The 25,945-nt window shown below is 37.3% G+C and carries 20 protein-coding genes and 1 tRNA gene; 17 read left to right on the top strand and 4 right to left on the bottom strand.

Features of this window, described 5'->3' with window-relative positions:
• Positions 1–15 precede the first annotated feature (15 nt).
• Together PHY73_00105 and PHY73_00100 are read left to right on the top strand one after the other, a co-directional pair.
• Complete coding sequence (locus tag PHY73_00105; protein ID MDD3374117.1) at positions 16–726, top strand: ribulose-phosphate 3-epimerase; 711 nt, start codon at positions 16–18, stop codon at positions 724–726.
• A gap of 28 nt (positions 727–754) precedes the next feature.
• The gene (locus PHY73_00100; protein MDD3374116.1) at positions 755–1,252 is read left to right on the top strand and encodes a hypothetical protein; all 498 of its coding nucleotides are present in this window, start codon (positions 755–757) and stop codon (positions 1,250–1,252) included.
• A gap of 8 nt (positions 1,253–1,260) precedes the next feature.
• Here the strand turns inward: PHY73_00100 and PHY73_00095 are convergent, their stop codons facing one another.
• The 3 genes from PHY73_00095 to PHY73_00085 are packed head-to-tail and all read right to left on the bottom strand — an operon-like array spanning position 1,261 to position 5,002.
• Complete coding sequence (locus PHY73_00095; GenBank protein ID MDD3374115.1) at positions 1,261–2,190, bottom strand: response regulator; 930 nt, start codon at positions 2,188–2,190, stop codon at positions 1,261–1,263.
• A gap of 21 nt (positions 2,191–2,211) precedes the next feature.
• Positions 2,212–3,750: an ATP-binding protein gene (locus PHY73_00090; protein ID MDD3374114.1), complete on the bottom strand. Its 1,539-nt coding sequence runs from the start codon at positions 3,748–3,750 to the stop codon at positions 2,212–2,214.
• A gap of 49 nt (positions 3,751–3,799) precedes the next feature.
• Entirely contained in the window at positions 3,800–5,002 is a 1,203-nt protein-coding gene (locus PHY73_00085; GenBank protein ID MDD3374113.1) for an FIST N-terminal domain-containing protein, read from the bottom strand.
• 259 nt (positions 5,003–5,261) lie between these two features.
• Between PHY73_00085 and PHY73_00080 the strand changes: the two genes are divergently transcribed.
• The 6 genes from PHY73_00080 to PHY73_00055 all read left to right on the top strand — a co-directional run bounded on the left by PHY73_00080 (position 5,262) and on the right by PHY73_00055 (position 8,432).
• Positions 5,262–5,338: transfer RNA gene (locus tag PHY73_00080), tRNA-Glu, on the top strand.
• Positions 5,339–5,564: 226 nt separating this feature from the next.
• Complete coding sequence (locus PHY73_00075) at positions 5,565–5,879, top strand: MerR family transcriptional regulator (GenBank protein ID MDD3374112.1); 315 nt, start codon at positions 5,565–5,567, stop codon at positions 5,877–5,879.
• Positions 5,880–6,066: 187 nt separating this feature from the next.
• On the top strand, positions 6,067–6,537 hold the full coding sequence (locus PHY73_00070; protein MDD3374111.1) for an Hsp20/alpha crystallin family protein: 471 nt from the start codon (positions 6,067–6,069) through the stop codon (positions 6,535–6,537).
• A gap of 50 nt (positions 6,538–6,587) precedes the next feature.
• Complete coding sequence (locus PHY73_00065; protein ID MDD3374110.1) at positions 6,588–6,956, top strand: Hsp20/alpha crystallin family protein; 369 nt, start codon at positions 6,588–6,590, stop codon at positions 6,954–6,956.
• Positions 6,957–7,034: 78 nt separating this feature from the next.
• On the top strand, positions 7,035–7,652 hold the full coding sequence (locus PHY73_00060; protein MDD3374109.1) for an Hsp20/alpha crystallin family protein: 618 nt from the start codon (positions 7,035–7,037) through the stop codon (positions 7,650–7,652).
• A 105-nt stretch (positions 7,653–7,757) separates the two neighbouring features.
• Positions 7,758–8,432 carry a DnaJ domain-containing protein gene (locus PHY73_00055; protein ID MDD3374108.1) on the top strand — a complete coding sequence of 225 codons (675 nt, stop codon included), beginning with the start codon at positions 7,758–7,760 and terminating at the stop codon, positions 8,430–8,432.
• 422 nt (positions 8,433–8,854) lie between these two features.
• Here the strand turns inward: PHY73_00055 and PHY73_00050 are convergent, their stop codons facing one another.
• Positions 8,855–9,649: an undecaprenyl-diphosphate phosphatase gene (locus PHY73_00050; GenBank protein ID MDD3374107.1), complete on the bottom strand. Its 795-nt coding sequence runs from the start codon at positions 9,647–9,649 to the stop codon at positions 8,855–8,857.
• Positions 9,650–9,769: 120 nt separating this feature from the next.
• On the opposite strand from PHY73_00050, the gene PHY73_00045 reads away from it, so the two are divergent.
• From PHY73_00045 to PHY73_00005, 9 genes are all read left to right on the top strand, one after another.
• On the top strand, positions 9,770–10,813 hold the full coding sequence (locus PHY73_00045) for a putative zinc-binding metallopeptidase (GenBank protein ID MDD3374106.1): 1,044 nt from the start codon (positions 9,770–9,772) through the stop codon (positions 10,811–10,813).
• 6 nt (positions 10,814–10,819) lie between these two features.
• Positions 10,820–11,836 (top strand): ATP-grasp domain-containing protein, encoded by a 1,017-nt coding sequence (locus PHY73_00040; GenBank protein MDD3374105.1) that lies wholly within the window; start codon positions 10,820–10,822, stop codon positions 11,834–11,836.
• Positions 11,837–11,841: 5 nt separating this feature from the next.
• Positions 11,842–12,684, top strand: coding sequence for a serine hydrolase (locus PHY73_00035; protein MDD3374104.1), 843 nt, complete (start codon positions 11,842–11,844; stop codon positions 12,682–12,684).
• A gap of 173 nt (positions 12,685–12,857) precedes the next feature.
• Positions 12,858–13,604 (top strand): thioredoxin domain-containing protein, encoded by a 747-nt coding sequence (locus PHY73_00030; protein ID MDD3374103.1) that lies wholly within the window; start codon positions 12,858–12,860, stop codon positions 13,602–13,604.
• 122 nt (positions 13,605–13,726) lie between these two features.
• On the top strand, positions 13,727–14,014 hold the full coding sequence (locus PHY73_00025; protein MDD3374102.1) for a 50S ribosomal protein L27: 288 nt from the start codon (positions 13,727–13,729) through the stop codon (positions 14,012–14,014).
• 21 nt (positions 14,015–14,035) lie between these two features.
• Positions 14,036–15,868 (top strand): glutamine--fructose-6-phosphate transaminase (isomerizing), encoded by a 1,833-nt coding sequence (gene glmS / locus PHY73_00020; GenBank protein MDD3374101.1) that lies wholly within the window; start codon positions 14,036–14,038, stop codon positions 15,866–15,868.
• A gap of 98 nt (positions 15,869–15,966) precedes the next feature.
• On the top strand, positions 15,967–16,641 hold the full coding sequence (rsmI, locus tag PHY73_00015; GenBank protein ID MDD3374100.1) for a 16S rRNA (cytidine(1402)-2'-O)-methyltransferase: 675 nt from the start codon (positions 15,967–15,969) through the stop codon (positions 16,639–16,641).
• Positions 16,642–16,712: 71 nt separating this feature from the next.
• Positions 16,713–19,025, top strand: coding sequence for a YfhO family protein (locus PHY73_00010; GenBank protein ID MDD3374099.1), 2,313 nt, complete (start codon positions 16,713–16,715; stop codon positions 19,023–19,025).
• A gap of 436 nt (positions 19,026–19,461) precedes the next feature.
• Entirely contained in the window at positions 19,462–25,905 is a 6,444-nt protein-coding gene (locus tag PHY73_00005) for a hypothetical protein (protein MDD3374098.1), read from the top strand.
• Positions 25,906–25,945 lie beyond the last annotated feature (40 nt).

Genomic DNA, 25,945 nt, shown 5'->3' with positions numbered 1-25,945 from the left:
TTATTGGGGAGATTAATGGATAAAAAAATTAAAGTTAGTGTTAGTATTTTGTGTGCAGATTTTACAAATTTAGCGAGTGAAATTAAGATGTGCGAAGAAGCCGGTGTCGACATGCTTCATATTGATGTGATGGATGGCCATTTTGTTCCAAACATTACGGTCGGAGCTCTTATTGTAGAGGCTATTCGTCCTATTACGAAGCTTCCTATTGAAGCACATTTTATGATTGAAAACCCAAGCGCATATATTGATTCTTTTTTAAAAGCTGGTGCCGATTCTATTTCTTTGCATGCGGAGTGTTATGCTTTAGAAGGTCATTTGTTCAAAGAAGCAGATGGGTATACTCGTCGAGTGGATGCTGTTAACACAATAAAGCTCAAAAAGGATATTCAAAGAATTCAGGATAATGGGAAAAAAGCTTTTGTTGTCTTGAATCCATCTAGCCCTATTTGCATTCAAGGTGTTCTAGATCAGACTGATGGTTTCTTGGTGATGTCCGTTAATCCAGGGTTTGCAAAACAGAAATTTATGCCAGTCGCTCTTCCTAAGATTCAGGGGCTAAGAGACATTTTTGATAAAGACATCGCTGTTGATGGTGGCATTAATGAATTAACAGCACCAGAAGCTGTAAAGGCAGGAGCTAATATTCTTGCTACAGCTAGCTATTTCTTTGGTTCCTCAAAGCCTAAAGAAGTGGTCAAGTATCTTAAAAGTTTAAAAATATGATATACTTAAGAGCGGAGGATGTCTCACCATGAAGAATAAAATTTTTAAAGGACAGATTGCTATCGAATATCTTTTGCTGCTGACGATTTGTGCTTTGGTGGCTTTTTTGGGTTTTAAAACTTTTTTTGGAGAAGACGGACAGGTTAGGGATGCGGCAACAAATTATTTTGTTAAGGTCCAGAATGCAATTGTGGGGGATCCAGTTGACGGAACGGCTTTGAGCAGTGTAATACCTCAATCTGAGTGGGAACTTTGTGAGGGATTAAGCTATGATGAATGCGGGATATTGCCTTTATGTCTTTGGGCATGGGGATTCGCCTTTGATGATGGTGGGCATTGTAAGATTGACGGTAGTTACGCTGGATTATGTATGCATAAAGATTATGCCAGCTGTGGAAGCGGTTTTGAAGTTGCTTGTTGGCCCTGCGACAGATTTTTGGGTTGTTGCGATACAGTCCCAGACCCTGATGTGCCTAACGGGAAATGTTATTTTTGTTCAGGCATGCCTATTTTAAATATACCATAAAGATATCCTTAAATATTCCTTTGATCCCTTACAAAAGAACTTCCTTCGATACTTTTTGCATATTTCTTTAATTCCGCTCCGATTTCAGCCACTTGAGCGATATGTGTAATAGCTTGTTTGCGGCTGCTAACAATTCCAATGGAGATCGCTAGAAGCCCGATAGTGATTTGTTCGCCTTGGCGATTTTTTGCAACAATATAGCCTTTTTTACGGTCTTTCTCGTTATAAAAAAACGGTGCTTTCGTATCAAATTGTTTGATTATTTCTTGAGCAATATCATCGGCAATGGCATCTTCGCAGATAAAAACAAAGTCATCGCCGCCAATGTGCCCTACAAAAGTTTCGTTGTTGCCTTTTTCTTGGGATGCATTGATAATGATGCGAGCTGTTTCTTTAATAATTTCATCGCCTTTTTCAAAGCCATAAATATCATTATAGGCTTTAAATTTATCTAAATCTGCATAGCCGACGGCAAAAGGCTCCTTGGTTTGAATGCGATATTGAAGTTCATCCATGATTGAGTTGTTCCCGGGAAGGCGCGTTAGAGGATTGGCATCTAGGCTACGTTTGGTTCGTCTCAAGATCATACGGATTCTAGCCAAAAGTTCATTTGGCTCAAACGGTTTTACAAGATAGTCGTCTGCGCCAGCTTCAAGTCCGCCAACTTTATCTTTGACTTCGCCTTTTCCTGTGAGCATGATGATAGGCGTATGTTGCAATAAAATATCCTTTTTTATGATGCGACAAAATTGACGACCATCCATGATTGGCATTTTATAGTCTGTGATGATTAAATCTGGGGAGCAAGCTTTAGCGAGTCTGACGCCTTCTTCTCCGTTTGATCCTTGAAAAACAATGTAGTCTCCTGATAGGGTTAATTCTAAAACATCGAGAATATCTGGATCATCGTCAAGCGTTAAGATTTTTAATTGATTCATTTGTTTTCTTTCAATCCTTTTTTATGGGCTTAAAGTTTCTTGCGCATCAGGTTTTTCTTCTTTTCGGGTAATAGGGATTGTAAAATGAAATGTTGTTCCGACGTTGATTTCGCTGGTAGCCCATATTTCCCCTTGATGTGCTGTGATGATGTGTTTAACTAAAGAAAGCCCTAACCCTGTCCCTTTGATGCTTTGATTAAGGTCGTTCTCAACTCGATAAAACTCATCAAATAGGCGAGGAAGGTCTTCTGCTTTGATACCAGATCCAGTGTCTTGAATTTCAAAAAGGACTTCTTTTTCGTTGTAAGAGGCTTTGATATTAATTTTCCCATTTGGTGTGTATTTAATAGCATTGCTTAAAAGGTTGATAAAAACACGTTCAATATGTTTTTGATCGATTAAAATATCTGGAATTTGTTCGGGTATGTCGCAAGAAAATGTGATTTGTTTTTCTTTCATCTGAGGCATCAAAAGGTCGCGGGTGTTTTCAATGAGATTTTTTATAGGAACTTTTTCAAAATTCATATCGATACGTCCAGATTCAATGCGAGAAATATCTAAAAGTTCATTGATGAGTTCGACAAGATTATTCGAATGTTTATTAATTTTTTCTAACCGCTCTTTGACTTTGTCTGGAATTTCGCCAAGTTTCCCTGACATCAAAATTGAGGCGTATCCTTTAATAGACGTCAATGGAGTTCTTAACTCATGGGAGACTGCGGAAACAAATTCGGTTTTTGTTCGACTAATTTTTTGTACTTTTTCTAAGGCGGAAGCAAGTTGTTTGGTTCGCTCCTGAATCTTTGATTCAAGCTCTTGTCGGGAGGTGTATACTTGTTCAAAAAGTTGTGCGTTTTCAAGAGATTGACCAATTTGATTTGTGAGAATAGAAACCATTTCTTCATCAGCTTCTGATACTGTTTGCATTTCATTTTGATTTCCTACGAAAATAACACCAATGGTTCCATCTTGAGTTAGGATGGGAGATAAAATAAAATTATTGGATCCAAAAACATTGATAATTCTTTCTTTTTTTGCTTTGGATGCTGTTGCAGAAGATAGAGCGTAGCCTTCTTTAAATAAAGAAGAAAATACGGGGTCTTTTGTAAGGTGACTAGAAATTTCTTGAGTTTTAGAGTCTGAAAATCCAGAATTGACACGAGTAATTAGATTCCTTTCTTTATCAAAAGTAAGGATGAGGATTTGTTCAAATCCAAGTTGAAGCATGAGTGCTTTATCTAGTCTTCGAAAGATTTCAGATTCATCTAAAGTAGTGCTAATAAGCCGAGATGTTCTTTGAAGGGCGTCAAGGCTAGAGAGACGCTTGTCTAATTCTTCTTGCGCACGGTTAAGCTCAAGATCAGTTTTTAAAATAAGCTTTGCTTGTTCATCCAAGTTGTTAAACGATAGTTTAAGTTTTTTTAAGGCAGAGTGAAGCTCTTTGATTTGATCAATTTTATTAATCAGAATAAAAACGAGTGTTGCGATTATTGTTAGAATTGTAATTCCAACAATCGCAAAAAAAGTAATATCAACAGAAGAGCTTGTAATGTTTAGCATAGGTAATGTCGTTAATTTGAAGCTTTAGTTAATCTCTTGATTTAATATACTAATAAACCTTGTGGTGTTCAATAGCTAAGATAGATATCGTTTCGTTTTGTAAAAAAGATTGTCCAGCTTGTCCCGCTGTTCCTAAGGGGGCAAATTCTCCGTAAGCATACATTCCAAAAATAGGAACGTTTTCTCCTAGAACTTCTTTGATAATCTGAATTTCTTGAAAAACGTTACGGCCTAATAATTTCTGCCTTGAAACAGACTCAAAAACAATAATAACATCGGGAGTTCTTCCAAAAAGAGATTCTTTTACTTCACAAGCAGCCGCAAGTGTAGAATCCCGACAAGAGTCTTTGTTTCCAATCATAATATGAACTTCTGTTCCTTCTGGAATTTCACCTTGGCAGATGAGGTCGCCCTCATGGGTTACGTTTACAACTTGTTGTAAGAGATATTTTTTTTCACCTTCTATCAGCATGCCTAAAGGATAAAAGTCTCTCATGCGATTTAAACGATTTGAAAAAAGAGAAGCGGCTTGATCTGCGAAGAATTCTTCATAAATGGAAATGGCTTTTTTATTGTTAATTTTCTTAATAATATTTTTTTCTGCTTTTGTAATGATGCGCGGTTTTCCTAGAGGTTTCCACCCGTGTTGACTAGAAAACCCAGCTGTCATCCGTCCACCCATAATGATGACAGCAGCAGAGTCTGTTAAGATTTCATTCTCAAAATATTGATATGTCTTTTTTGATTGGAAGTCATCGCTGCTGCCGGCCCCAAGGATAGGGGAGAGGAGACCTAGAGATTCTTGAATTCCTTTAAGAAGCATAGAATTGTTTTGGGAAAGGCCGTCGGTTAAAAGAAGCGATATTTGCCGACGATTTAGACCAAAGTCTTTGAGTGTTTTTTTTGCAATTTCACTAGAATCTAAATTAATTTTGTCTCTGCTGATATTTTTAATACAGCTAACACCAAAATGAATTTCTTGGGATCCGATGGCTAAAATAGAGACGCCCCATGTTTCAATGGTTTTCGAAAGAATAAGACCGCTTGTTGAGCACCCTACGATCTTAGCGTCAGGAAAAGTTTCCCTGACAACCCGTATTGTTTCGATTCGGCTGTAATGGATTGTTGAAAAAATAATGACAAGGTGGACAGGATTTTCTTTTGTTTGGATTTTAGCTTGCGCAGCAGCATTTTGTGCTGCACGGAAGGGATTTTCATCTTTACTAAAACCGACACCAATGTGTATAGACATAAAGTAATAATATTAGTATTAATAGGTTAATTATATCTTCTATAGTATAAGGTAGATTTTTGAGTGTCAACCTTAATTCCGTTTTAGAGAAATTATTATTTTTGGAAAAGGATTTGTTTAAAAGAGTAAATTAAAATTAGGGCCAATAATTTTTGTTGACCATACTGATAGATGTGATATTATTTTACTCGCCTACTGTTTTTTTTCTAGAGAAGGCGATTAGATAATCTTTTTTAAAGGTTTTTAGAATAGAATATATGGCCCCATCGTCTAGCCTGGTTAGGACAGGTGATTCTCAGTCATCAGACACGGGTTCGAATCCCGTTGGGGCTACCAAATAAAAGGGAAGGCTTTTGCCTTCCCTTTCTTCATTTTTTCAAGCTATATTGATGTTAATCGAAGCATTTTTATCTCTGCCAGAGAATTGGCGGTGGATAGACCGCAGTATTTTTTCGGGAAACGGTTTTAGATATATTTCGATTATCGAAATAAATATTTCGATAATACTTGACAAATATTTCGAAAAGTTGTATATTTAGATTAGTTAAAAAGGAAAGTGGTCATGGCATCAAAGAAAATAAAAAATAGTGAGGATTTTGAAGAGGTTTATATTGAGCCTGATGTTCCTATTTATACGACGGGAATTGTATGTAAAATTTTAAAAATTCCTATTTGGGTTTTAAAACAATTAGATAAAGAGGGTATTGTTTCTCCTGCTCGTAAGAATGAGGGGGAGTCGAGATTGTATTCAAAGCGTGAATTAAAAGAAGCTCAGCGGTGCTGGTTTTTTATGGAGAAGCATAGCGTAAAGATACCTGGACTTAAGGTGATACTTGAAATGGAAAAAGGAACATTTAAGATTAAAAAAAAGAGATAAAATTTTTTACCTAGGAATTGGCACTCCTTATGGTAGAGTGCCAATCGATAGATTGGTTAAGTTGAAAGGAGGTGAAGGAAATGGAGATTTTTTGAGAAATTCATCGTTCAGGTGAACTTTGGGTGATTTAATCAAGGAAAAATTTAAAAAAATAGGAATAAAGCTTTGAATTAAGGAGGCGGTTACAATGACACTTGTACCTTATAGAAAAGATAATTGGTGGGTGGATCCTTTCTCTGAATTAGAGGGAATCCAAAAGCAAATGAATCAACTTTTTGATTTTTCTTTAGCGCGAAATCCTTTAGGGGACACAACATTGTTGGGTGGACAATGGGCTCCAGCTGTGGATGTATATGATTCAAAAGATAGTCTTTTGGTTAAGGCTGATTTGCCAGGCTTAACTAAAGATGAAATTGAAGTTTCTATACATGACGGCAGCCTTATTTTAAAGGGTGAGAAAAAAAAGGATACAGAAGTAAAGGAAGAAAAATATTTTAAAACAGAGCGGTTTTATGGAAGTTTTTTCAGGACGATTCCTTTACCAGCTTCTGTTGATGTTAATAAAGTTGATGCAAAATATCAAGATGGGGTGCTTACGCTGACATTACCAAAAAAAGAGGAAGCAAAGCCAAAACAAATTAGTATAGATGTTAAATAACCCAGTGCGAACTTCTCATTTTTCGGAGGTTAAAATAGGAGGTGATTAAGATGTTAGAAAAGTTTAGAAAAAATAAAGATGAAGAGGAGACGACTGTTGCTCCATTTGTCAATATATATGAGAAGGATAAAGAAATTATTATTGCTGTAGAAATGCCGGGTGTCGACAAAAATTCACTTGATCTTAATCTGGATGGCAATCAGCTTATTATTCAAGGAAAGAAGCAGAAAGAGGAAATTGGTAAGGAATATACGCTTCTTCATAGAGAAAGAAGGCCTGTTTCTTTTGAGCGCCGATTTGAAATTAATACACAAATCGATAGAGAAAAGATTAAGGCTGAGTATACGGATGGGGTTCTAAAAGTTTCATTATCAAAATCTGAAGAAGCGCAGCCTCAGAAAATAGTTATTAAAACATAATGATGGGGGGGGTGTTTCCCCCTATCATTATGGCATTATAGGAGGAAAGGTAAAGAGTATATTTGTAGGAGGTGCAATATGAGAAACAAAAGAATCTTAATAACAGTGGGGATATTTATTGTTGTTGGAATTTTTTTGTATAATATTCCGCTTTTTGCTCAGGAAACAAAAGATATTATAGAGCTGAAGAAACAGATTTTGGTATTGCAAAAACGTGTTGATGAATTAGAAGCAGAAAAACAGAAACAATATACTGACTCTACAATGCACCCGCGGGTTAAAAGCGGATTTGTTTGGGACCCGTTTGAGGAAATGGATCGGATGCAGGCAGCGATGGATTTAATGTTTCAGGATTCATTTGGGCGTTCTGGGTTAGCAAGGGGAGCTTTTGTCAATAATATGAGTTTTGATTCTGCGGTTAATATTAATAAGACTCTTGATGGGTATACGATTGAATTTGACATGACAGGCATGGATCAAGACAAAGTTGATATTCAGATTAATCAGCATTCGGTTACAGTGAAAGGGGAGTACTCTACGCAAGAGAAACAAGAGGGACTTAATCAGTCCCTTCAGATAAAAAGTTTTGGTTCTTTTATGAAAACTATACCTTTGCCGCAGGACGCGGATACAGCTAAGATGAAAACGGAGAAACAAGATAATAAGTTAATTATCTATTTGCCAAAAAAGAAATAGCGGTGAGCAATATTGATTTGTTTGATCAGTATAGGGTTTGATAAATTTACGTAAAAGAGCTGAGAGACGATGTGGTATGTGTTTGAGCTGGCGATGGAGTAGATAGTGTTAAATAAAGATTATTATAAAATTTTAGGAGTGACGCAGAACGCCAGTCTTGCGGAGATCAAAAAGGCTTACCGGAGGCTTGCGCTTAAATATCATCCGGATCGCGTGGTTGCAGGTAAAAAGGTAAAAGCCGAGGAGAAATTTAAAGAAATTTCTGAGGCATACTATGTTTTGAATGATAAAAAACGTCGACAGGAATATGATTCGTATCAACATGGGTCATCTACGGGGGTTCAAGGAGATTTTGCTTATTCGCAGGGGTTTGATTTTGATGAAATTCTTAGGCATCTTCGAGGATTCTCCGCGGCATCAAAAAAAACATCCGACGGAGAATATTATTCTAGATCTTTTGAAGAGGATGGATTTTTTGATATCTTTGAGCATATAGGAGGCGTTCAGGGTCATTCGCATCATTATTCTTTCGGAGCAGGTGGAAATTTCCAGAAAAACCATTCTGTTCGGCAGGAAATAACAGATATTATTGCAAGGATTCAGATTCCGCAAAATTTGCTTATGAATGGCGGCGAGGCTAAGTTTAATCATAATGGCAAAGAGATATCCCTTAAAATTAAGCCAGGAACGCGCCATGGGCAAAAACTTCGCCTGCGCGGACAGGGGAATATGTGCTCCTGTTGTCATCATTTAGGGGATTTAATTGTAGAAGTTGAATAATTCTTTAATTGTTTTGATGGTCATTTGATTGTGAAAAACATAAAAAGCATAAGCAGCATCGAGAGACATATGAAGGCTGCGGGGCTTTTCTTTGCTTTATTGCTTTTGCGCAGAATCTTGTAGAATAAACCTGAAAAAAAGTTCATCTTTTAGGCGGACTTTTTTATTTCTTATATTATTGAAATAACAGGACAGCGAATTGATATTTTAAAAAAGGGGGCGAAGATGATTGTGCTCTTCGCGATTCCGGATTTCGCCCCCTAGGGAGTATTAGATATCCCTTTTTGTCCAGAATACAAATGCGAACTTTAGAGCTAATTTAATTATAGAACATATTTTGTGAAAAAACTAGGGGCAATAAAAGAAAAAACCGCTATGGTGAGAGTTGCTGGGATTAAAGATTAGTTTTAGTTAATTTTCTCTTATATGAAGACTGAAATAATTGTTAGAATTCCAAAGAAAAGAATAAAATATCCAAAGTTTACTTTTTCAGCAATTTTAAAAAGAAGGTGGATTGTTAGAAGTCCAAAAATAAAAGAAAATAGAAATCCGGCTAGAGCCTCAAAGCTAAATTCAAAATATTTTATCCCTAAGAAAATATTTCCAATTAGAACGATTGGAAGGCTCATTAAAAAACTTAGTTTTAGCGCTACTGTTTTATCAAATTTCTTAAGAAGCAATGCGGCGACGGTTGTTCCAGACCGAGATAATCCTGGAAGAACAGCAAAGCCTTGAATGAATCCTAAGATAATGGCATCGGTTTTTTTTAAGTCTGAAATATTTCTTGAACCTGTTTTTTTGGTTCTAATTTGTAACAAAGCGGTTAAAAGAAGAAGGATTCCTACGCCAGCTGTGATAATTTTTCCAGATAGACGTATTTGATTTTCTATTTGAGAGAGAAGAGTAATGAGCCCAAAACCTAGCAGGCCACTGATGGTCGTTGAAATAATTAAGAAGGTTAGTAATTTTTTGTTCTTTTCTTCTGCTGTTTTATAAAAAAAGAGTGCTTTTAAAAGGGAAAGGACATCTTTTCTGAAATAGACAAAAGCTGCGCAAAAGGTCCCTAGGTGTAGAAAAAGAGCAAGTTTAATAATAGAAAAAAGGTTTTCGCCAGAGAAGAAGTTTATTTTAATAAGAGCAATGAGCCCTTCAGAACTTATGGGAAGCCATTCTCCAATGCCTTGAGCGATGCCCAATATAATATTTTCAATCCACATAACAACCTTTCTTTTTATTTTCTGCTAGCATCATAACAAAAAAAACTTTTTCTGTCTCTTAAGAATTGTAAAATTAATATTATTGGCTTTGAAGCTATGGTATAATTCAGAAAAGATCAAATGATAAAAATGAGACGAGAAAAAATAATAATTAATTTATCTGAAATTTCTGAAGAGAAGCTTTTAGCTTCACGTATTTGTGACCTTCCCCTCGCGATTGCTGGGACGTGGATTGAGGAATGCATTAGTGAAGTTTGTGCCGAGCTTGAAAGTAAAAATCTTAAATTTAAACCAGAATTTTATTTAGCGGAAGAATGGTTGACGCCGGAAGATGAGCCTGTTATTGGTATTCCGTTTTATTTGGCACATCCGGCTTTGATGAAGCTTGAGCAGAAGATGATGCTGGATGTGGAAGGTGGAACAAAAAAAACATGTTTACAGCTTTTGCGTCATGAATTAGGTCATGCGATAAGCTATGCGTATCGCTTGCATAAGAAACGCAGTTGGCAAGAAATGTTTGGTCATTCGTCGGAAGAGTATGATGATACATATCGTTATCGACCGCATAGCAAAAATTTTGTTCGTCATTTAGATGGATTTTACGCGCAGTATCATCCAGATGAAGATTTTTCAGAGACTTTTGCGATTTGGCTTACACCGAATGCGGATTGGCAAAATCAATACAAGAAATGGAAGGCTATTAAAAAGCTTGAATATGTTGAATCGTTGATGAAAAAAATTCAACATAAAGATCCTTCTGTTAAAAAAGGAAAAAAGTATTGGCAGGCATCGACACTGAAAATAACGCTAGAAAATCATTACAAAAAAAAGAAACGTTTCCATGCCGAAGATTTTCCTCATTTTCATGACGAGAATCTAAAAAGAATTTTTTTAGAACGAACAGAGGAAAATAAAAGTATGCCACTGGCTGTCAAGAGCATATCGAAGTATCGTCGAGAAATATTGAATAATGTTTCTATGTGGACGGGAGAAAAAAAGTATATTATCAATGATCTTTTTAAAGGGATTTGTGTTCGATGTCGCGCGCTTAACCTTGTGATCAAAGATTCTGAAAGTGTGGCAATTTTAAAGGTATCAACATATATCACGGCGCTGACTCTTAATTATGTTTATACCGGATGGTTTCGAGGAGATAAAAAATAAAATATTATGAAGAAGCTTAAAGTTCTTTTAGTTTTCGATAGTCCGCATGCAAAACCAAGAGGCTATGATTTTAATGAAGAATTTAAGGACGAGGATAATTGGTATACAGAAAGCGATGTTTATCGTGCTCTTTTAGAAAATGGGCATACAGTGCGCGTGCTAGGACTTTGTAATGATATTGGTGTGTTGCTTGACGAGGTTAAAGAATTCTCTCCTGATGTTATTTTTAATTTAGCTGAAGTGTTTAATCAAAAATCTCATCTGGATAAGAATGTGGCGGGGCTTTTTGAGATGTTAGATATCCCCTATACAGGGTCTTCTGCAGAAAGCCTTTTTATTTGTAATGATAAAGCCTTAGCAAAAAAAATACTTCGTTTTCATCGTATTCGTGTTCCGCGATTTCATACATTTTATCGAAAACATAAAGTGTGGCTTCCGAAATATATAAAGCTTCCAGTGATTGTTAAGCCGTTAAGCGAAGAGGCTTCTCGAGGGATATCGCTGGCATCTGTTGTCGATAAAGAGGAGGCGCTTATTGAGCGTGTTCGTTTTATTCATGAGAACATGAACGCTGATGCTATTGCAGAAGAATATATTGAAGGCCGAGAAATGTATGTCAGTATTTTTGGAACTAGGAGATTAAAAGTATTACCTCTAAGAGAAATGAAATTTGGAAAAATGTCTGAAGATGAGCCGCGCATTGCCACATATAAGGCAAAATGGGACGATAAATATCGAGAAAAATGGGATATCAAAAGTGTTTTTATCGGAAAGCTTTCTGGAGATCTAGAAGAGCGAATCAAAGAAACATGTAAACGTGCGTATAGAGCTTTGAATATTCAAAGTTATGCACGTTTTGATATTAGGGTAACAGAAAACGGGCGCATTTATATTATCGAGCCGAATGCAAATCCTTGCATCGCTCGGTGTGACGAGGTGGCCCAGTCAGCCGAGAAAATAGGTATTCAGTATAACGCTCTTATTCAAAAAATAATTTCTTTAGCATTCCAGCAGTTAAAATAAAAATTATGTTGATAAATTTTCTGAAAGTTAAAAAATTTCATGTTAGCTTTATATTGTTTTTTGTTCTTTTTTTAGGTGTATCTGAAAAAAGCGAAGCTGCCAAAAAGTATCGTGTTTCTGCTAATTCTGCCATTTTTTCTAATAGCACAAAAGTTAAAAGGCTTTATGGCAAAAGTGTACATAAAAAAGTTTTGCCGGCGAGCACGGTTAAGGTAATGACGGCGTTGCTTGTTCTGGAGAAGCTTCCGTTGAGTCGTATGGTTAAAATTAGTAAAAATGCTACGTATCCTGAACCGAGCAAGATTTATGCTAAACCGGGGGATCGATATAAAGCGTCAGATCTTCTTTTTGCGATTTTACTTTCATCTGCCAATGATGGTAGCGTTGCTTTAGCTGAGGCGGTTGCTGGAACAGAAAAAGATTTTGTTGTTATGATGAACAAGCGAGCAAAGCAGTTAGGGTGTCGGCATACAAAGTTTGCGAATTCTAACGGACTTCCAACGAAGTCAGGAACGCAATATACAACGGCTTATGATATGTATTTGATTTTTAGGGCGGCGCTTAAACATTCTTTTTTTCGTAAAGCAATTACATATAAACATAAAACGATTTATTCAGAAAATGGGCGAAAAACAATATTGAAGAGTCATAATAAGATTTTGTTTTTTGATTGGAAACAAAAGCTTTTTGGAAAAACGGGATATACTAGAAAAGCAAAGTCTTGTTTTGTTGGATATACTAAGCAAGGCAATGATGACCTTATTATTGCAATTTTTGGTTGCAAATCTGGGCGCCGATGGAACGATATTAAGCATATCGTATCTTATTATGGAGGGATTTCACTGTAGAGCTTCGCAAGAGGGCAAGAGGTAGAATTTGTTTGCCAAATAAGACTTTATAGGGTAAAATCGTTTATTCTGTCACAATAAATTGGATGAAAAATGAAGAAAATACAATATTTTTGATCTTAATTTGTGAAATTAAAAAATAAATCAGTAGGTATATTGAAAGGAAAACAAATATGTTAAGAAGAGTAATATTGTTTGCTGCTGTTGTTCTTTTTCTTTTCGCACTGTTTGCGCTAAAGATGAATGAGTATAAAAGAAACTTTATTTATCAGAAAAATATAGAGGAGCAGCTGACGATTATTCAAAATAATCAAAAGCAAATAGTCAAAGTGTTGACGTCTCAAGGGTTTGCACGTCAGAAAGGTGCACAAAAGAACGAACGACCTCAGATCGATCCTAACAAAGTTTACGATATTGATACTAGCGGTTCAATGGTTAAGGGAAACCCAGAAGCAAAAGTAACCATTGTGGAATTTTCTGACTTTCAGTGTCCGTATTCTCAAAAGTTTCATCCAATTATAGCGGATGTTGTAAGTGTTTATCCTGAGGATGTGAATTATGTTTTTATGAGCTTTCCTCTTTCTTATCACAAGCAAGCAAAACCGGCGACAAAAGCGCTTTTGGTTGCTAAGCAGTATGGGAAATATTGGGAAATGTTGGATTTAATTTTTCAAAATGCTAAAGATTTAAGTGAAGACAAGTATGGGGAGTTAGCTGGACAGCTTGGAATTAACAAAGATGAATTTGTTCAAAAGATGCAAGAGCAAGATGCACAGCTAGAGCAAATGATTCAAAAAGATCTTGCGATTGCTGGAAAAGCTGACGTAGGAGGTACGCCAACGTTTTTTATAAATGGCAAAAGAACAAACGCGAGAACGAGCGAAGATCTCAAGAAACAAGTCAACGAGATTTTAAAGTAAAATAAGAGTAATATTTATTAACAGCATTAATCCTGCTTGCGTGGGATAAATTCGCTCCTGCTGCTTCGTTTTACAAGCAAAAGCGAAGCAAAACGGCAGGGGCTCATTCGGGGAGGCAATTCATGGCAAAAGTCGGTGGTTTATCAAAAATTAATTACAAGGAAACGCGAGGCATTAAAGTTGCTGGTGGATCTAAAGTTAAGGCAGGAACCGTTTTAACTCGCCAGGGGGACAAGTGGAAGCCAGGCATTAACGTTGCAGGACGTATGCATTTGACGGCTGCTTGCGATGGTGAAGTTTATTTTGAGAAAAAAAGAGGGACATATAAAAAGACTGTAACATTTGTTAATATTCGTCCGGTTGAGAAAACGGAAAAAAAGAAGACTGTAAAAAAAGTTGCTTCAAAGTAATTTAAACTTAGAAATAATTTTATGTGTGGAATCGTAGGATATATTGGCGACAAGAATGCACAGCCCATTTTGTTAAGCGCATTAAAGCGCCTAGAATATCGGGGGTACGATTCATGTGGCATTGGTGTTGTAGCGAATCAAAATCATAAAATCAATCTTTGTAAAACGCAGGGAAAGATTCAGAATCTTTCTGACCTCCTTGAAGCCCATCCTATTGCTGAGGGTTGCTTAGGGATCTCACATACACGCTGGGCAACGCACGGCAAGCCTACAAAAATAAATGCTCATCCTCACTTTGATTCATCTGGAAAGTTTTTGATTGTTCATAATGGAATTGTTGAGAATTATCAAGAGATTAAAGATTTCCTAAAAAGTAAGGGCTATAAATTTTTATCCGAAACAGACTCTGAAGTTATTGCGCATTTGATTTCTTTTTCGTACAAAGGCAATCTTCTCGAGGCTGTTCGAAAGACTGTGCGCAAGCTTAAAGGATCGTTTGCCATCGGTGTTATTAGCTCTAATCATCCAGATCAATTGATTGCCGCTCGCCTTGGTTCTCCGCTTATTATTGGAATGGGTAAGAATGAAAATTTTATTGCCTCGGATGTTCCTGCCATTTTAGATAAGACGCGCAAGATCGTTTATCTTAAAGACGGAGAGATTGCTGATATGACCAGAAAAGGCATCTCTATTTTTAATTTAGCTGGAAAGAAAGTAAAATATAAAGTTCATCAAGTCTCGCTTAAGATTGATTCTGTTCAAAAAGAAGGTTTTGCGCATTTCATGCTGAAAGAAATTTATGAGCAGCCTAAAGTTTTAGCGCGCATGTTTTCAAGCCGTATTAAGGGAAACAAGGTTGTTTTAGAGGGAATTTCTTTAAAAGATAGTGATCTTCAAAGAATTAATAATATTGTGATTGTTGCCTGCGGAACAGCGTATCATGCTGGCCTTGTTGGAAAATATATTATTGAGCAGTTAGCACGCGTGCCTGTTTTGATTGATGTTTCAAGCGAGTTTCGATATCGGACACCTATTATTGATAAAAAAACTCTTGTGATTGCGATCAGCCAGTCTGGCGAAACAGCCGATACTTTGGCAGCTGTTCGAGAGGCAAGTTCCAAGGGTGCAAAAGTAATTTCCATATGCAATGTTGTTGGATCTTCTCTTGCGCGTGAATCAGATGGTGTTTTGTATACGCATGCAGGCCCGGAAATTGGTGTTGCATCTACAAAAGCGTATACAGCGCAGCTTGGCATGCTGTATCTTTTTGCGTTGAAATTAAGCCTTATAAAGAAGAAAATTACACCTCTCAAGGCTGCAGAAATAATCAAAGGTCTTAAAAAAGCGCCAGCCGCAATTTTAAAGATTTTGAAACTTAGGACAAAGATTGCGAAAGTAGCTAAAGCTAATTCGCATTTTGGGTGCTTTTTATTTTTAGGCCGAAATATTAATTTTCCTTCAGCACTCGAGGGAGCCTTAAAGTTAAAAGAAATTTCTTATATTCCGGCTGAAGGCTATGCTGCAGGAGAAATGAAGCACGGACCGATTGCATTGATTGATGAATATCGCGCGGTTGTTTGCATTGTTCCTGAGTCAGATACGTATGAAAAAATGATTTCTAATATTCAAGAAATTCGTGCACGTAAAGGAAAAATTATTGCTATTGCAAGCGAAGGCGATCGCGTTATTAGTCAACATGCAAACAATGTGATTTATATTCCTTTGATTCATAAAATGCTTACCCCCATTCTTACGGTTGTGCCACTACAATTGATTGCGTATTATATTTCTGTTGCACGAGGTAATGACGTTGATCAGCCAAGAAATTTGGCTAAATCGGTAACCGTAGAATAATTTGAAAGATAGCTCATAGCGGATAGCGCATAGAAAAAGCAGATGAATTAAGGTTTTGATTTTCTAAACGCTAATCCCTATACGCTATATGCTAATTTATGTTATATATCGTCTCCACCCCCATCGGTAATCTTAAAGATATTACATTGCGTGCTATTGAAACATTGAAAAATGTTGATTTAATCGCCGCTGAAGATACGCGCCATACCAGAATTCTTCTCAACGCTTACGAAATCAAAACGCCGCTTACAAGTTATTATGAGCATAATAAATTATCAAAGTCTTCGTATATTTTAAAATTGCTGATGGAGGGCAAAGATATCGCGCTTGTTTCTGACGCAGGAACTCCTGGCATTAGTGATCCGGGCTATGTGCTTATTAAGCTTGCTAAAGAAAACGATATTCTTGTAACAGCTATTCCAGGTGCAACCGCTTTTGTGATGGCGCTAACTCTTTCTGGGATGCCTGCCAATAGTTTTAGTTTTGAAGGTTTCTTGCCGGTTAAATCTGTTGCACGACAAAAAAAGCTTGAAACTTTTAAAGATCAAAAAAAGACTGTTATTTTTTATGAAGCGCCTCATCGTGTCATCAAATCGCTTGAAGACATCAAGGATGTCTTGAAAGATCCTGTGGTTGTTTGCGCAAGAGAGCTTACCAAGAAGTTTGAAGAAGTCAAACAAGGTAAAGCCAGCGAGCTTATCACGCACTTTTCCCAAAAGCCTCCCAAAGGTGAGTTTGTGTTACTGTTAAATTTAGAAAATTGTAATGAATGAAAAGATTTAAATTTTTAGGTGAATTGAAAATATCTTAATAAAATTTGGATTTCTTAACATAGGACGGATTTGTGAAAAGAAGATATGGATTTTCTTTAATTTTGATTCTTTTTTCAGTTATTCTTTTAGGTTTTTTCTATGACATTGTGTTTTTAGGAAAAACCTTTAAGATTTCAACTATGTATGCTCAGGCGTTACCGTATGGCCCGTATGGACAAGGAGGGAATTTTCATAATTTCTTTTCTATGATTTTTTGTGATACGGCTTCACTGGAAGAATCGTTTTTTCAATTTCTAAAAATAAATTTTCAAAACGGCATTTTCCCGTTGTGGAATCCCCATCAACTCTGCGGAGTTCCGATGAGTCTCATGATGGAAGGAGGAATTTTCTTTCCGTTAAACGCACTTCTTTATGTCCTTCCAAATACAATTAGTTTTGATGTTTTGATTCTTGCTCGAATATTGGTTGCTGGATTGCTAATGTATTGGCTTATGAATGTTTGGAAATTTTCTTTCTTCCCGAGGATTGCAGCGGCACTAACTTTTATGTTCACTGGCCCTATGGTCGTAAATCAGCTGTGGACGGTTAATGCAGAGATTTTTCTTCCTTTATTGTTCATTGTTTCCTATAAAGTCTTTAAAGAGCCTTCGATCAAACATTACGTATTTTTTAGTTTGGCAATTGGATTAAATGTGTTTTCTGGACATGTGGAGCATATTTTCTTAACACAATTTTTGACAGCTCTATATGTTATGTTTTTGTTTTGGCAAGATGTCAAAAACAAGAATCCTAATAAAGTAAAAAAAATATTAATCCTTTTGAGTTTTTATATTCTTGGAATAGGGATTTCTGCTGTTGTTCTTTTTCCTTTTATTGCTGATTTTCTTAGAGCCTGGACATCTCATACAAATTTAACTGGACTAGAAAATCTAGAGCCAAAAAGCAAGATTCTTACTATGTTGGTTCCTGGTTTTTTTTCGGAAGGTCTTGCTACCGATAGTATCCGCTATACATGGGTAGGAGGCTATCTGGGAGTTATTGTTGTTTTGCTTGCTTTCTTAGGTTTTTGGCTAAAAGAAAGAAGATCGCTTGTTTGGTTTCTTGGCGGAATTGCGATATTTGTTTTTGGCAAGATGTTTGGTTTTATTTACGCTCAATGGATTGGATATTTGCCAGTTTTTAATATAATTCTGCTGGTATGGCATTTGTCTCATATTTTTGCGTTTTTAATTGCTTTCTTAGTCGGATTTGGGGTTCAAGAGCTTCTTAACAACCCAGCACAATCGCTTAAAAGACTTATTGCCATAGGAATTGTTTTGATTTTTTCTATTTTAGGATGTCTTTGGATTTATCGGCAAGAGCCTTTTTTTGATCAAGCTGTAAAAGCTTCAAGTTTTTCTCTATTAATTTTGTTTGTGGCATGTGTTGGTCTTTTTCTTTTGATTATTACAAGAAAAAAGAAAGCAGGATGGATAGCCGTTAGTGGTTTAATGGTGTTAATGCTTTTAGAGCTTTTTGTTTTAAATCCGAGATATCGTGTTAAGAGATTTGATTCTTTTCCTCGTGTTCCGTATATTGAATTCTTAAAAAATAAGCAAAAGGAATCTTCTTTTAGGTCTAACGGAATGTTTTTAGCTTTTTATAAGAATACAGCTATGGCTTACGGATTGGATAGTTTTGGCGGTCATCAATCGATTTATCCTTATCGCTATACTCAATTTGTGAAGAACTTAATTGACCCTGAGAGTTATGCAAAGATAGATGCCGGTCAGCTTGCTTCGGCGAACAATCAACATTTTGACAACACCGCTTTCTTAAGCATTGCCAATGTCAGATATATTATTATGGGCAAAGACATTAATTCTAAAGCAGCTGTTTATAACAAAGAGGTTCAGATTATCCCTTTGCCCGTAACGGCTCCTCGAGCGTATCTTGCTTATAATTGGGATTTTAAGAAAAAAGAAGAGGTCTTAAGCGTTATAAAAGAAAGGGGAGCAAGAATTGTTTCTCGCGTTATCATTGAAAAAGGCCCGCAAGAAGTTTTTCCTAAGGCAAGTGTTCTTGGCCAGGAGATTATTACCCCGATAAAAATCGAGAAAGTCTGGGCGAATGGTGTTGTCTTAAAAGCTGACGCAGAAAGAAGTTGCTTTTTAGTATTGTTAGATGCTTATCATCCTGGGTGGAAAGTTTGGGTAGATGGCAAGCCGTCTAAGGTTTATCCTGCCAATTATTTGTTTAGAGCTGTCTTTTTAGAACCTGGAAAACATGTGATTGAATTTCGCTTTGTTCCTTTTTGGTTTTATTTTGGTTTAGGCGTAAGTTTATTTAGCCTTGGTATTTGTTTCTTTTTGTGGATAGTTTCCCGTAGAAGAAAAATTTCGTAATTTTATTGTATTGATTTTTAGAAGGGCCCTGCAAAATTTATTTGCAGGGCCCTTTTTGATAGACACAGACCAGCCTGTGCTACCTCCAAGAGGAATCTTTGGTTTGGTAACCAATTCAACCTACCTGTGCCCGTTAGGGTGCGAGGTTGAGCGCGGTTGTTGATATTAAACTCTATTCCAACAAGTTGATTCTTTGTTTCTTTGGCTATGAAAGTTTGGAGCTTGTTTGTAATTTGTACCTTGTTTATTGGTTATTCTTTTTGCCTTGTGCAAAAAGCAAGCGCTTTCCCAAAACACCCCAAATCCCCTTTAAAACGCATATAGATAGGCTATACTTTTATATGTCAGGATAGCGGTATTGCAAGAAATAAGAATGTTTTTCTGTGCCACGGAGGAAGCATTGAAAATTTTAAATAAAAGTATATGTATTATTATAATGGTCTGTTTTCTTTCTATGACCATTATTCCTTCTCAAGCTTTGGCTCAAGGCGTATTTAGTATTCCGATTCCTGGTAGTGTGGTTCCTTTGAGCTCTGGCTTTGTACCTGTCATGCTCAAAGGTCTTAAGGTTTATCCTGATAATCCCTTTAAATTTGATTTTATTATTGATAGCGGTAACTCTGGGCTTGCTGGCGATGAGCTTAAAAGCGAGAGTGAAAAGCTTGCCCGATATTTCCTAGCTACGCTGACTACCCCAGAAGAAGACCTTTGGGTCAACCTTTCTCCTTATGAAGAAGATCGCATTATTCCCGATGCTTTAGGGGAAACAGAAATGGGCCAAGAACTCTTAGCTCAAGACTATATCCTAAAGCAAGTTACAGCCTCTTTGATGTTACCAGATAGCGAAACCGGAAAAGAATTCTGGGCTCAAGTTTACAAAAAAGCTTATGAAGAATATGGAACCACGAATATTCCTGTTGATACTTTTAACAAGGTTTGGATTGTTCCTGAAAATGCTGTTGTGTATGAAGACATTGATAAAGCATTTGTTACAGAGAGTCATCTTAAAGTGATGTTGGAAGAAGATTTTGTTGCAAGAGAGAAAAGTAAAGAAGATAGAAGGGAGAAGGATGTTCCGATTTTGACTGCTGGGCCGCAGTCAAAACGGAATGAATTCGCACAGGCTGACTTGACGTCGACTGAAAGTCTCCGTAAGTCAGGAGCTCATTCAAAAACGCCGACAGATGACAACAAATTAGCCTCTAGCGTTGTTCGCGAAATCCTTATTCCTCTTTTAGAAAAAGAAGTCAATGAGGGCAAGAATTTTGCTCAGCTTAGACAAATGTTTCATGCCATGGTTTTGGCCACTTGGTATAAGCAAGCTCTTAAAGAATCGATTCTTAATAAGGTTTATGTGGATAAAAGGAAAGTTGAGGGGCTAAATAAAGAAAATAGAAGGGAGAAGATAGAAGATAGAAAAAGTAAGAAAACAGCGGATAGCGTAGAGCGTATAGCGGATAGCAAGAATGAGGATCTAAGCGCTAAACCCTATACGCTAAACGCTAACAATAATTCTTCTGATCCTGATTCTCTTCCAACTTCTAACCTCCAACCTCTAACTTCTGAAGTCGATTATATCTACCAGCAATACCTTGCTGCCTACAAAAAAGGTGTGTGCAATATTCTAAAAGTTGAGTACGACCCTTATGCCAAAAAAAATATTCCAAGAAAGTATTTCTCCGGTGGTTTTGGAAGTCCTGGAGGAGCGGCGATTTCATCCTCGATTGTTAAGAAATCTTTAAAGACTTTGAAAACAATTGCCTTAGGTTTTACTGTGGGAGCCATGGTTTTGGTCGGTGTGGCGCTAACAAGCCTGGAGGCGCAAGCGCAAATACTCAACGATTTAACATCTATAAACAATTCTAACAAGTTAAATATAAAATCTGAAAGCACCGCACACATAATTGATCAAATAGAAAAAGAAGTGTATTTGCAATTGGCGGATTACATAAAAGAGCATCTTAACGCAACAGGTGGAAAGAGTGCGTTAAATATAGAATGGGATATAAAAACACAAGGGGGTATGACCACAGTCAATACAACTATTACTTCTGGTTCTGACTCAGGCGATATTCCTGAATATAGCACGGATGGATTACTAACAACATTACCAAGAAATGGCTATGCGATTGATGGGGATAACGTGACCATTTATTACCCAATAATGGTTGAACCAACTAAAACACAAGAAATAGCCCTTGCTCCACGAATTGATGTCTCCAGAAACGATAATCAGCAGGAAGCGTCCCAGGATAAAACTGATCATAAGCTATCACAAGAGTTTGAGGAGACCCTATCTCGCTTACAGAATGATTGGCTAGAGTCAGTAAGGGCATTATCTGAACCAGAACGATACGCGCACTTTAGTGCTGAGGAAAGGAGCGAACTGCTTCGTATCGCGGCTTATAAGCATATGCCTACTGCAATAGAGAATTATCACAAGATAGCGCATTATGATTGGGCTGGATATGACTTTGTTATGACTCTTGTACAAAAACACGTTGGAGCTGCAGAGTGGATCTGTATAGATCCACGCATTTTTAATGATATATTTACTTACGAACAAAGGAGTGCGATATACTTTGCTGCTGCGAAAAGTTTTAAACGGCTTGCTTCTCGATATCTTCCTGTAACATTGCGTTATCCAGATTGGGCATTTGAAGTCATAAAAGAATCTTTAGAAGAGTATCCTAACTCTAAAAGTAGGGCAGAAAAGGTCTTGATTAATGAGGATAAGCTTGATGTGCTTACAGAGTATGAAAAAAACGAACTGCTATATATGGCAGGGCAGATGAATCCTGGTGCGGCGATACAATCACTAGCAATTGAAAACTATGAGTGGATAGACTGTCCCTTTGTCGAAAATGCTATTGAAAATTTTGGAGCAGATTCTGAAGTTATCAGAGCTATGCATAAACTAGACAAATTTTCTTCTGAAGAAAAAAACAACCTTCTCTCCTTATCACTGCAAACATCATTGAATAAAACAAAACTAACGCTGATTCGAGATTGGTATCCGGTTCTTTCTCTATATTTATCAGATGAGTATACTGAGGAAGAAAAGGAAAATCGTCTTATGTTGGCTACAGATGAGAATTCTGCATTATTGATTAGGTATTTTCCATTATTTACAAATTATGACTGGGCAGCGCAAAAGGCATATGCGGCGATACAGCATAATGACGTAGCACTTTATTATGCTCTTGAGGATCCCTCGCGGTTAAAGGCATTGGAAATGACAAAGAGAAATGAACTGCTGCTTGGCGCTGCAGAGCGTGTGCCTGAATGCGCGTGTTATTTCAAAAAGCGATTATTGAAATTGCAAGACTCTCCTTTTAATGAGGCCTATTTTGATGCGTTGATTGAAGAGAATCTTGATAGTTATTTATCTGTTGGTCTAAGTGAATTTGCTAATAATGTTGAAGATGTAACAGGCGTGAATTCTAGTTTTGTTATTAAACTTAAAAATACTGATTTAATGACGTCAATAAATAAAAAAATAGAGATTCGCGATATAAGCGAAGCACAGAAAACATCGATTGCGGTCGCATCTATACGTTTGTGTGAGGCCTTAGGCATTCCGTACACTGATGTCGAATATTTTGAAAGAAGCCTCGATGTCATTCTTGATTTGCATGACACATATTTGAGTGAGATCGTTTTTGGCGAAAGAGACAGTAAGGGCAGAGAAATACACGTCATCAACTTGCTTGGTAAACCAAATAAAAGAAGCCCGAATATTAAATTCAGCGTAACTGAACAAGAAGAATTTGTGTTATCCACAGGAGTATTAAGAGACAATATGCAGTCATTTAAAGATGGGACTCACTCGATTAAAGATGTTGTTTCAGCGATTGAGACCTCGAGGGGACCTCTTAGGATCTACTTTGATACTCATGGAAACAAGTCAGGGTATGAGGCATGGGACATGAGCTACGAGATGCTCGCAAAGGCGCTTATAAATAGAGGAAATGTGGAAGATGTACTGATAATAAGTAATGCGTGTCTTGCCAAAAATATACATCTGAGTCTTACATCTTACTTGAATCAGAGCGAAAATCGAACGCCCTTTATACGTTATTCGCCAGCGAATACAGATGATTTAGCCTTTGGATCGGCATATGATTTGATTGAAAATATTCAGAATCATAGAAAAGAGCGCAATAGAATGAATAAGCCGCTAACAGTGTGGGATTTGTTTATGGTGGAAACTCAAAGTCTGGTGTTGGCGCAAGATCCATCGGCCATATTATCGGTGTCTTCTCAGGAGTTTCGAGACTTAATTAGAGAGCATTTTAGTGATGTTCTATCTCAAGAGATGCTCAATGATGTATTTGCTAAAACGAAAGAAGTACCAGATGTATCAGTTGAGTTGTTTGATATGTTCGGTGGTCTAACGCAGGGTAAAAAAGAAAGAGAGTTGTTAGCGCTACTCTTTTTTCTTGGGCTTGTGCCTGGAATGTTAAAGTTTAAAACAGAACAAGAATTCTTAAACCGTTTGCAAATGGAGATTGTTGAGAATGCTGTAGTAAAAGGAAAAGTCACTGGAATAAAACATAAAGGAAACGTTACTGGCTTGCCAACTCAAACGCCAGAACAAAAGCATTTAGCATGGGAAGTTATTAAAAATTCTCTTAACGTAGGGCAAGAGTTAGAAGTCATCGTAGATAACGGGGAAGGCAAAGAGCCTGAGATTATTTCATTAAGCGCAACATTGCCTGCAAGTTTGCCAGCTGATAACCCGATGGCAGCCTCAGCAATCGGGGCAGGGCAGAAGGGTAGCGCGCAAGCTTCGAGCGGATTGATTAAGAAAGCTGTCAAAGTAGTCGCCGCTGCAGTTATGATCGGATTGATGAGCTTGGCCACGCCGGTGTTTGGGCAAGGGCAAGCAACACCACAGACTTCTTTGGCTCAGCAATCTGTTGCTGACACAATCAAGATTAACGATACATTATCTTATCAGATTAATTATGAAATCATAGGAGGCAACCTAGACGGCACATCAGGCACAGCACCAGGGGAGTTTGATTGGCCGAATGATCCAATTTTTGGTCCAGATGGGAATCTTTATGTAGTTGACCAGAAAAACAACCGAATTCAAATGCTAAACAACAACACAGGTCAATGGGAAATCATAGGAGGCAACCCAAACGGCACATCAGGCACAGCACCAGGGGAGATTAATTGGCCGAAGGATCCAATTTTTGGTCCAGATGGGAATCTTTATGTAGATGACAAGAAAAACAACCGAATTCAAATGCTAAACAACAACACAGGTCAATGGGAAATCATAGGAGGCAACCCAAACGGCACATCAGGCACAGCACCAGGGGAGTTTAATTTGCCGTATGATCCAATTTTTGGTCCAGATGGGAATCTTTATGTAGCTGACATGGATAACAACCGAATTCAACGTATCACGATTGAAGAAATTATAACCCAACCTAATGCTCCAGTCGTCCAACCTGTTTTAGAACTAACTAAGCCTGTCGTTCAATCTGCTAAGAGCCCATGGCCTTCTCAAGATGTTTTAAAATTACCAAGCGTATCATTGACTCAGAGCAAGATCGCTGAGCTTCATCCTAGTGATATTGATAACTGGCGGTTTAATCGTATAACTGGAGATTTTACCTTTGACCATATCCCTCAAGAGACGCGAACACTGCATATTGAATATCATTATGAGAATGGAAAAATGATTCCTTCAGCCTCTTGGGGCAAAGATGATCCTTCAATCCCAAAGCGCAATGCACGCGGTTGGCTCATCGAAGCCAACCTAGGCGATTATTCCTTGGATGAAAAAGGACGGATTGTCTGGCATGTTGACCTTGATGAGTCTAGTACTGTTGAGAAAGAAATTCAGCAGGCCTTTGAGCAGGCAGAACAGGATTATGACCAGGCCTTTGGATCTCTCGAACAGAATAATACAGATAAGGCGCGCAAACATCTTATCCAAACAAAAGATATCATCCAAAAGCTCTTAGATAAGTATCCTGATGATTCATCGTTAAAAGATATTGTCTCTTATAAGAAATTCCAAACAGATCTTAATGTTGTTCTTCAGCAAATAGACGAACTTATCATGACGATAAGACAAAATACAGAGGACCAAAGACGTGTTGAAAATATTATGCAGTCATTAGAGAAGGCTTATGATAAAAAAGATATACCTACGCTTGATCAAACGCTTAAAGAACTTCAGAAAAATACACAATACAAAATGATCATTGAAAACTATGGAGAGCTGATCGAAAAGATAAAATCAGACATCAAGACATTATCTGCTCAAGCCCAAACGAAGTCTATCGATGATATTCAATTAAAATCATTATCTTGGAAATCTATTGCCGATAACCCAGCGAATCATCATTCTGAGCGCACTTACGCAAAAATGAAATACGCCTTAGCTCAAGAGCTAGCAGGCAATCCACAGATAGGTGTGATTATCGATAAGGCTACTCGACTTTTAGATGATACACCGTATCGCAATCGGGAAGAAGGCAAACTTGAGAGAACAGCTCAAGCTATTACTCGGCGGCTGTTAGCTGAAAATAGAGTTACAACGCCCGCCCAAGCTGGCCAGTCAACCCAGGTAGATGCAGCGATGATATCATCAGGCGTTCAAGCATCTTCGGCCAATAGACGTTCTGCTTCTGATGAGGTCGGCGGGATCGATTTTAACGCAAAGAATCTTGAGCTTAAGCGCACGGGTTCTTCGCCGATTCAATTTAATTTACCGCCCGAGTGGCAAGGGGTGGATTTGGAAAATATCCCAGGTTTTGTTCCAATGATTATTAATATTACACCTGTGACAGATTTTTCAGGTTTCTTAGGTTTCAATGAGGATAAATCTGCAGAGAGAAAAGAAGTTAGAAGTTAGAAGAGAGAAAAGAGATAAAAGAATGGAAAAAAGAAGACTA

It is taken from the genome of Candidatus Omnitrophota bacterium (assembly GCA_028693815.1).
Classification (GTDB): domain Bacteria; phylum Omnitrophota; class Gorgyraeia; order Zapsychrales; family Aceulaceae; genus Aceula.
The sequence above is the reverse complement of the archived record's forward strand: the minus strand, read 5'-3'. Positions and strand labels throughout refer to the sequence as shown.

Excerpts from the sequence above, each read along its gene's own strand:
- rsmI (MDD3374100.1), top strand. The coding sequence starts at position 15,967 with ATGTTATATATCGTCTCCACCCCCATCGGTAATCTTAAAGATATTACA.
- PHY73_00030 (MDD3374103.1), top strand. The coding sequence starts at position 12,858 with ATGTTAAGAAGAGTAATATTGTTTGCTGCTGTTGTTCTTTTTCTTTTC.
- glmS (MDD3374101.1), top strand. The coding sequence starts at position 14,036 with ATGTGTGGAATCGTAGGATATATTGGCGACAAGAATGCACAGCCCATT.
- PHY73_00060 (MDD3374109.1), top strand. The coding sequence starts at position 7,035 with ATGAGAAACAAAAGAATCTTAATAACAGTGGGGATATTTATTGTTGTT.
- PHY73_00065 (MDD3374110.1), top strand. The coding sequence starts at position 6,588 with ATGTTAGAAAAGTTTAGAAAAAATAAAGATGAAGAGGAGACGACTGTT.
- PHY73_00105 (MDD3374117.1), top strand. The coding sequence starts at position 16 with ATGGATAAAAAAATTAAAGTTAGTGTTAGTATTTTGTGTGCAGATTTT.
- PHY73_00025 (MDD3374102.1), top strand. The coding sequence starts at position 13,727 with ATGGCAAAAGTCGGTGGTTTATCAAAAATTAATTACAAGGAAACGCGA.
- PHY73_00040 (MDD3374105.1), top strand. The coding sequence starts at position 10,820 with ATGAAGAAGCTTAAAGTTCTTTTAGTTTTCGATAGTCCGCATGCAAAA.
- PHY73_00075 (MDD3374112.1), top strand. The coding sequence starts at position 5,565 with ATGGCATCAAAGAAAATAAAAAATAGTGAGGATTTTGAAGAGGTTTAT.
- PHY73_00085 (MDD3374113.1), bottom strand. The coding sequence starts at position 5,002 with ATGTCTATACACATTGGTGTCGGTTTTAGTAAAGATGAAAATCCCTTC.
- PHY73_00005 (MDD3374098.1), top strand. The coding sequence starts at position 19,462 with ATGGTCTGTTTTCTTTCTATGACCATTATTCCTTCTCAAGCTTTGGCT.
- PHY73_00100 (MDD3374116.1), top strand. The coding sequence starts at position 755 with ATGAAGAATAAAATTTTTAAAGGACAGATTGCTATCGAATATCTTTTG.
- PHY73_00095 (MDD3374115.1), bottom strand. The coding sequence starts at position 2,190 with ATGAATCAATTAAAAATCTTAACGCTTGACGATGATCCAGATATTCTC.
- PHY73_00070 (MDD3374111.1), top strand. The coding sequence starts at position 6,067 with ATGACACTTGTACCTTATAGAAAAGATAATTGGTGGGTGGATCCTTTC.
- PHY73_00035 (MDD3374104.1), top strand. The coding sequence starts at position 11,842 with ATGTTGATAAATTTTCTGAAAGTTAAAAAATTTCATGTTAGCTTTATA.
- PHY73_00090 (MDD3374114.1), bottom strand. The coding sequence starts at position 3,750 with ATGCTAAACATTACAAGCTCTTCTGTTGATATTACTTTTTTTGCGATT.
- PHY73_00045 (MDD3374106.1), top strand. The coding sequence starts at position 9,770 with ATGATAAAAATGAGACGAGAAAAAATAATAATTAATTTATCTGAAATT.
- PHY73_00050 (MDD3374107.1), bottom strand. The coding sequence starts at position 9,649 with ATGTGGATTGAAAATATTATATTGGGCATCGCTCAAGGCATTGGAGAA.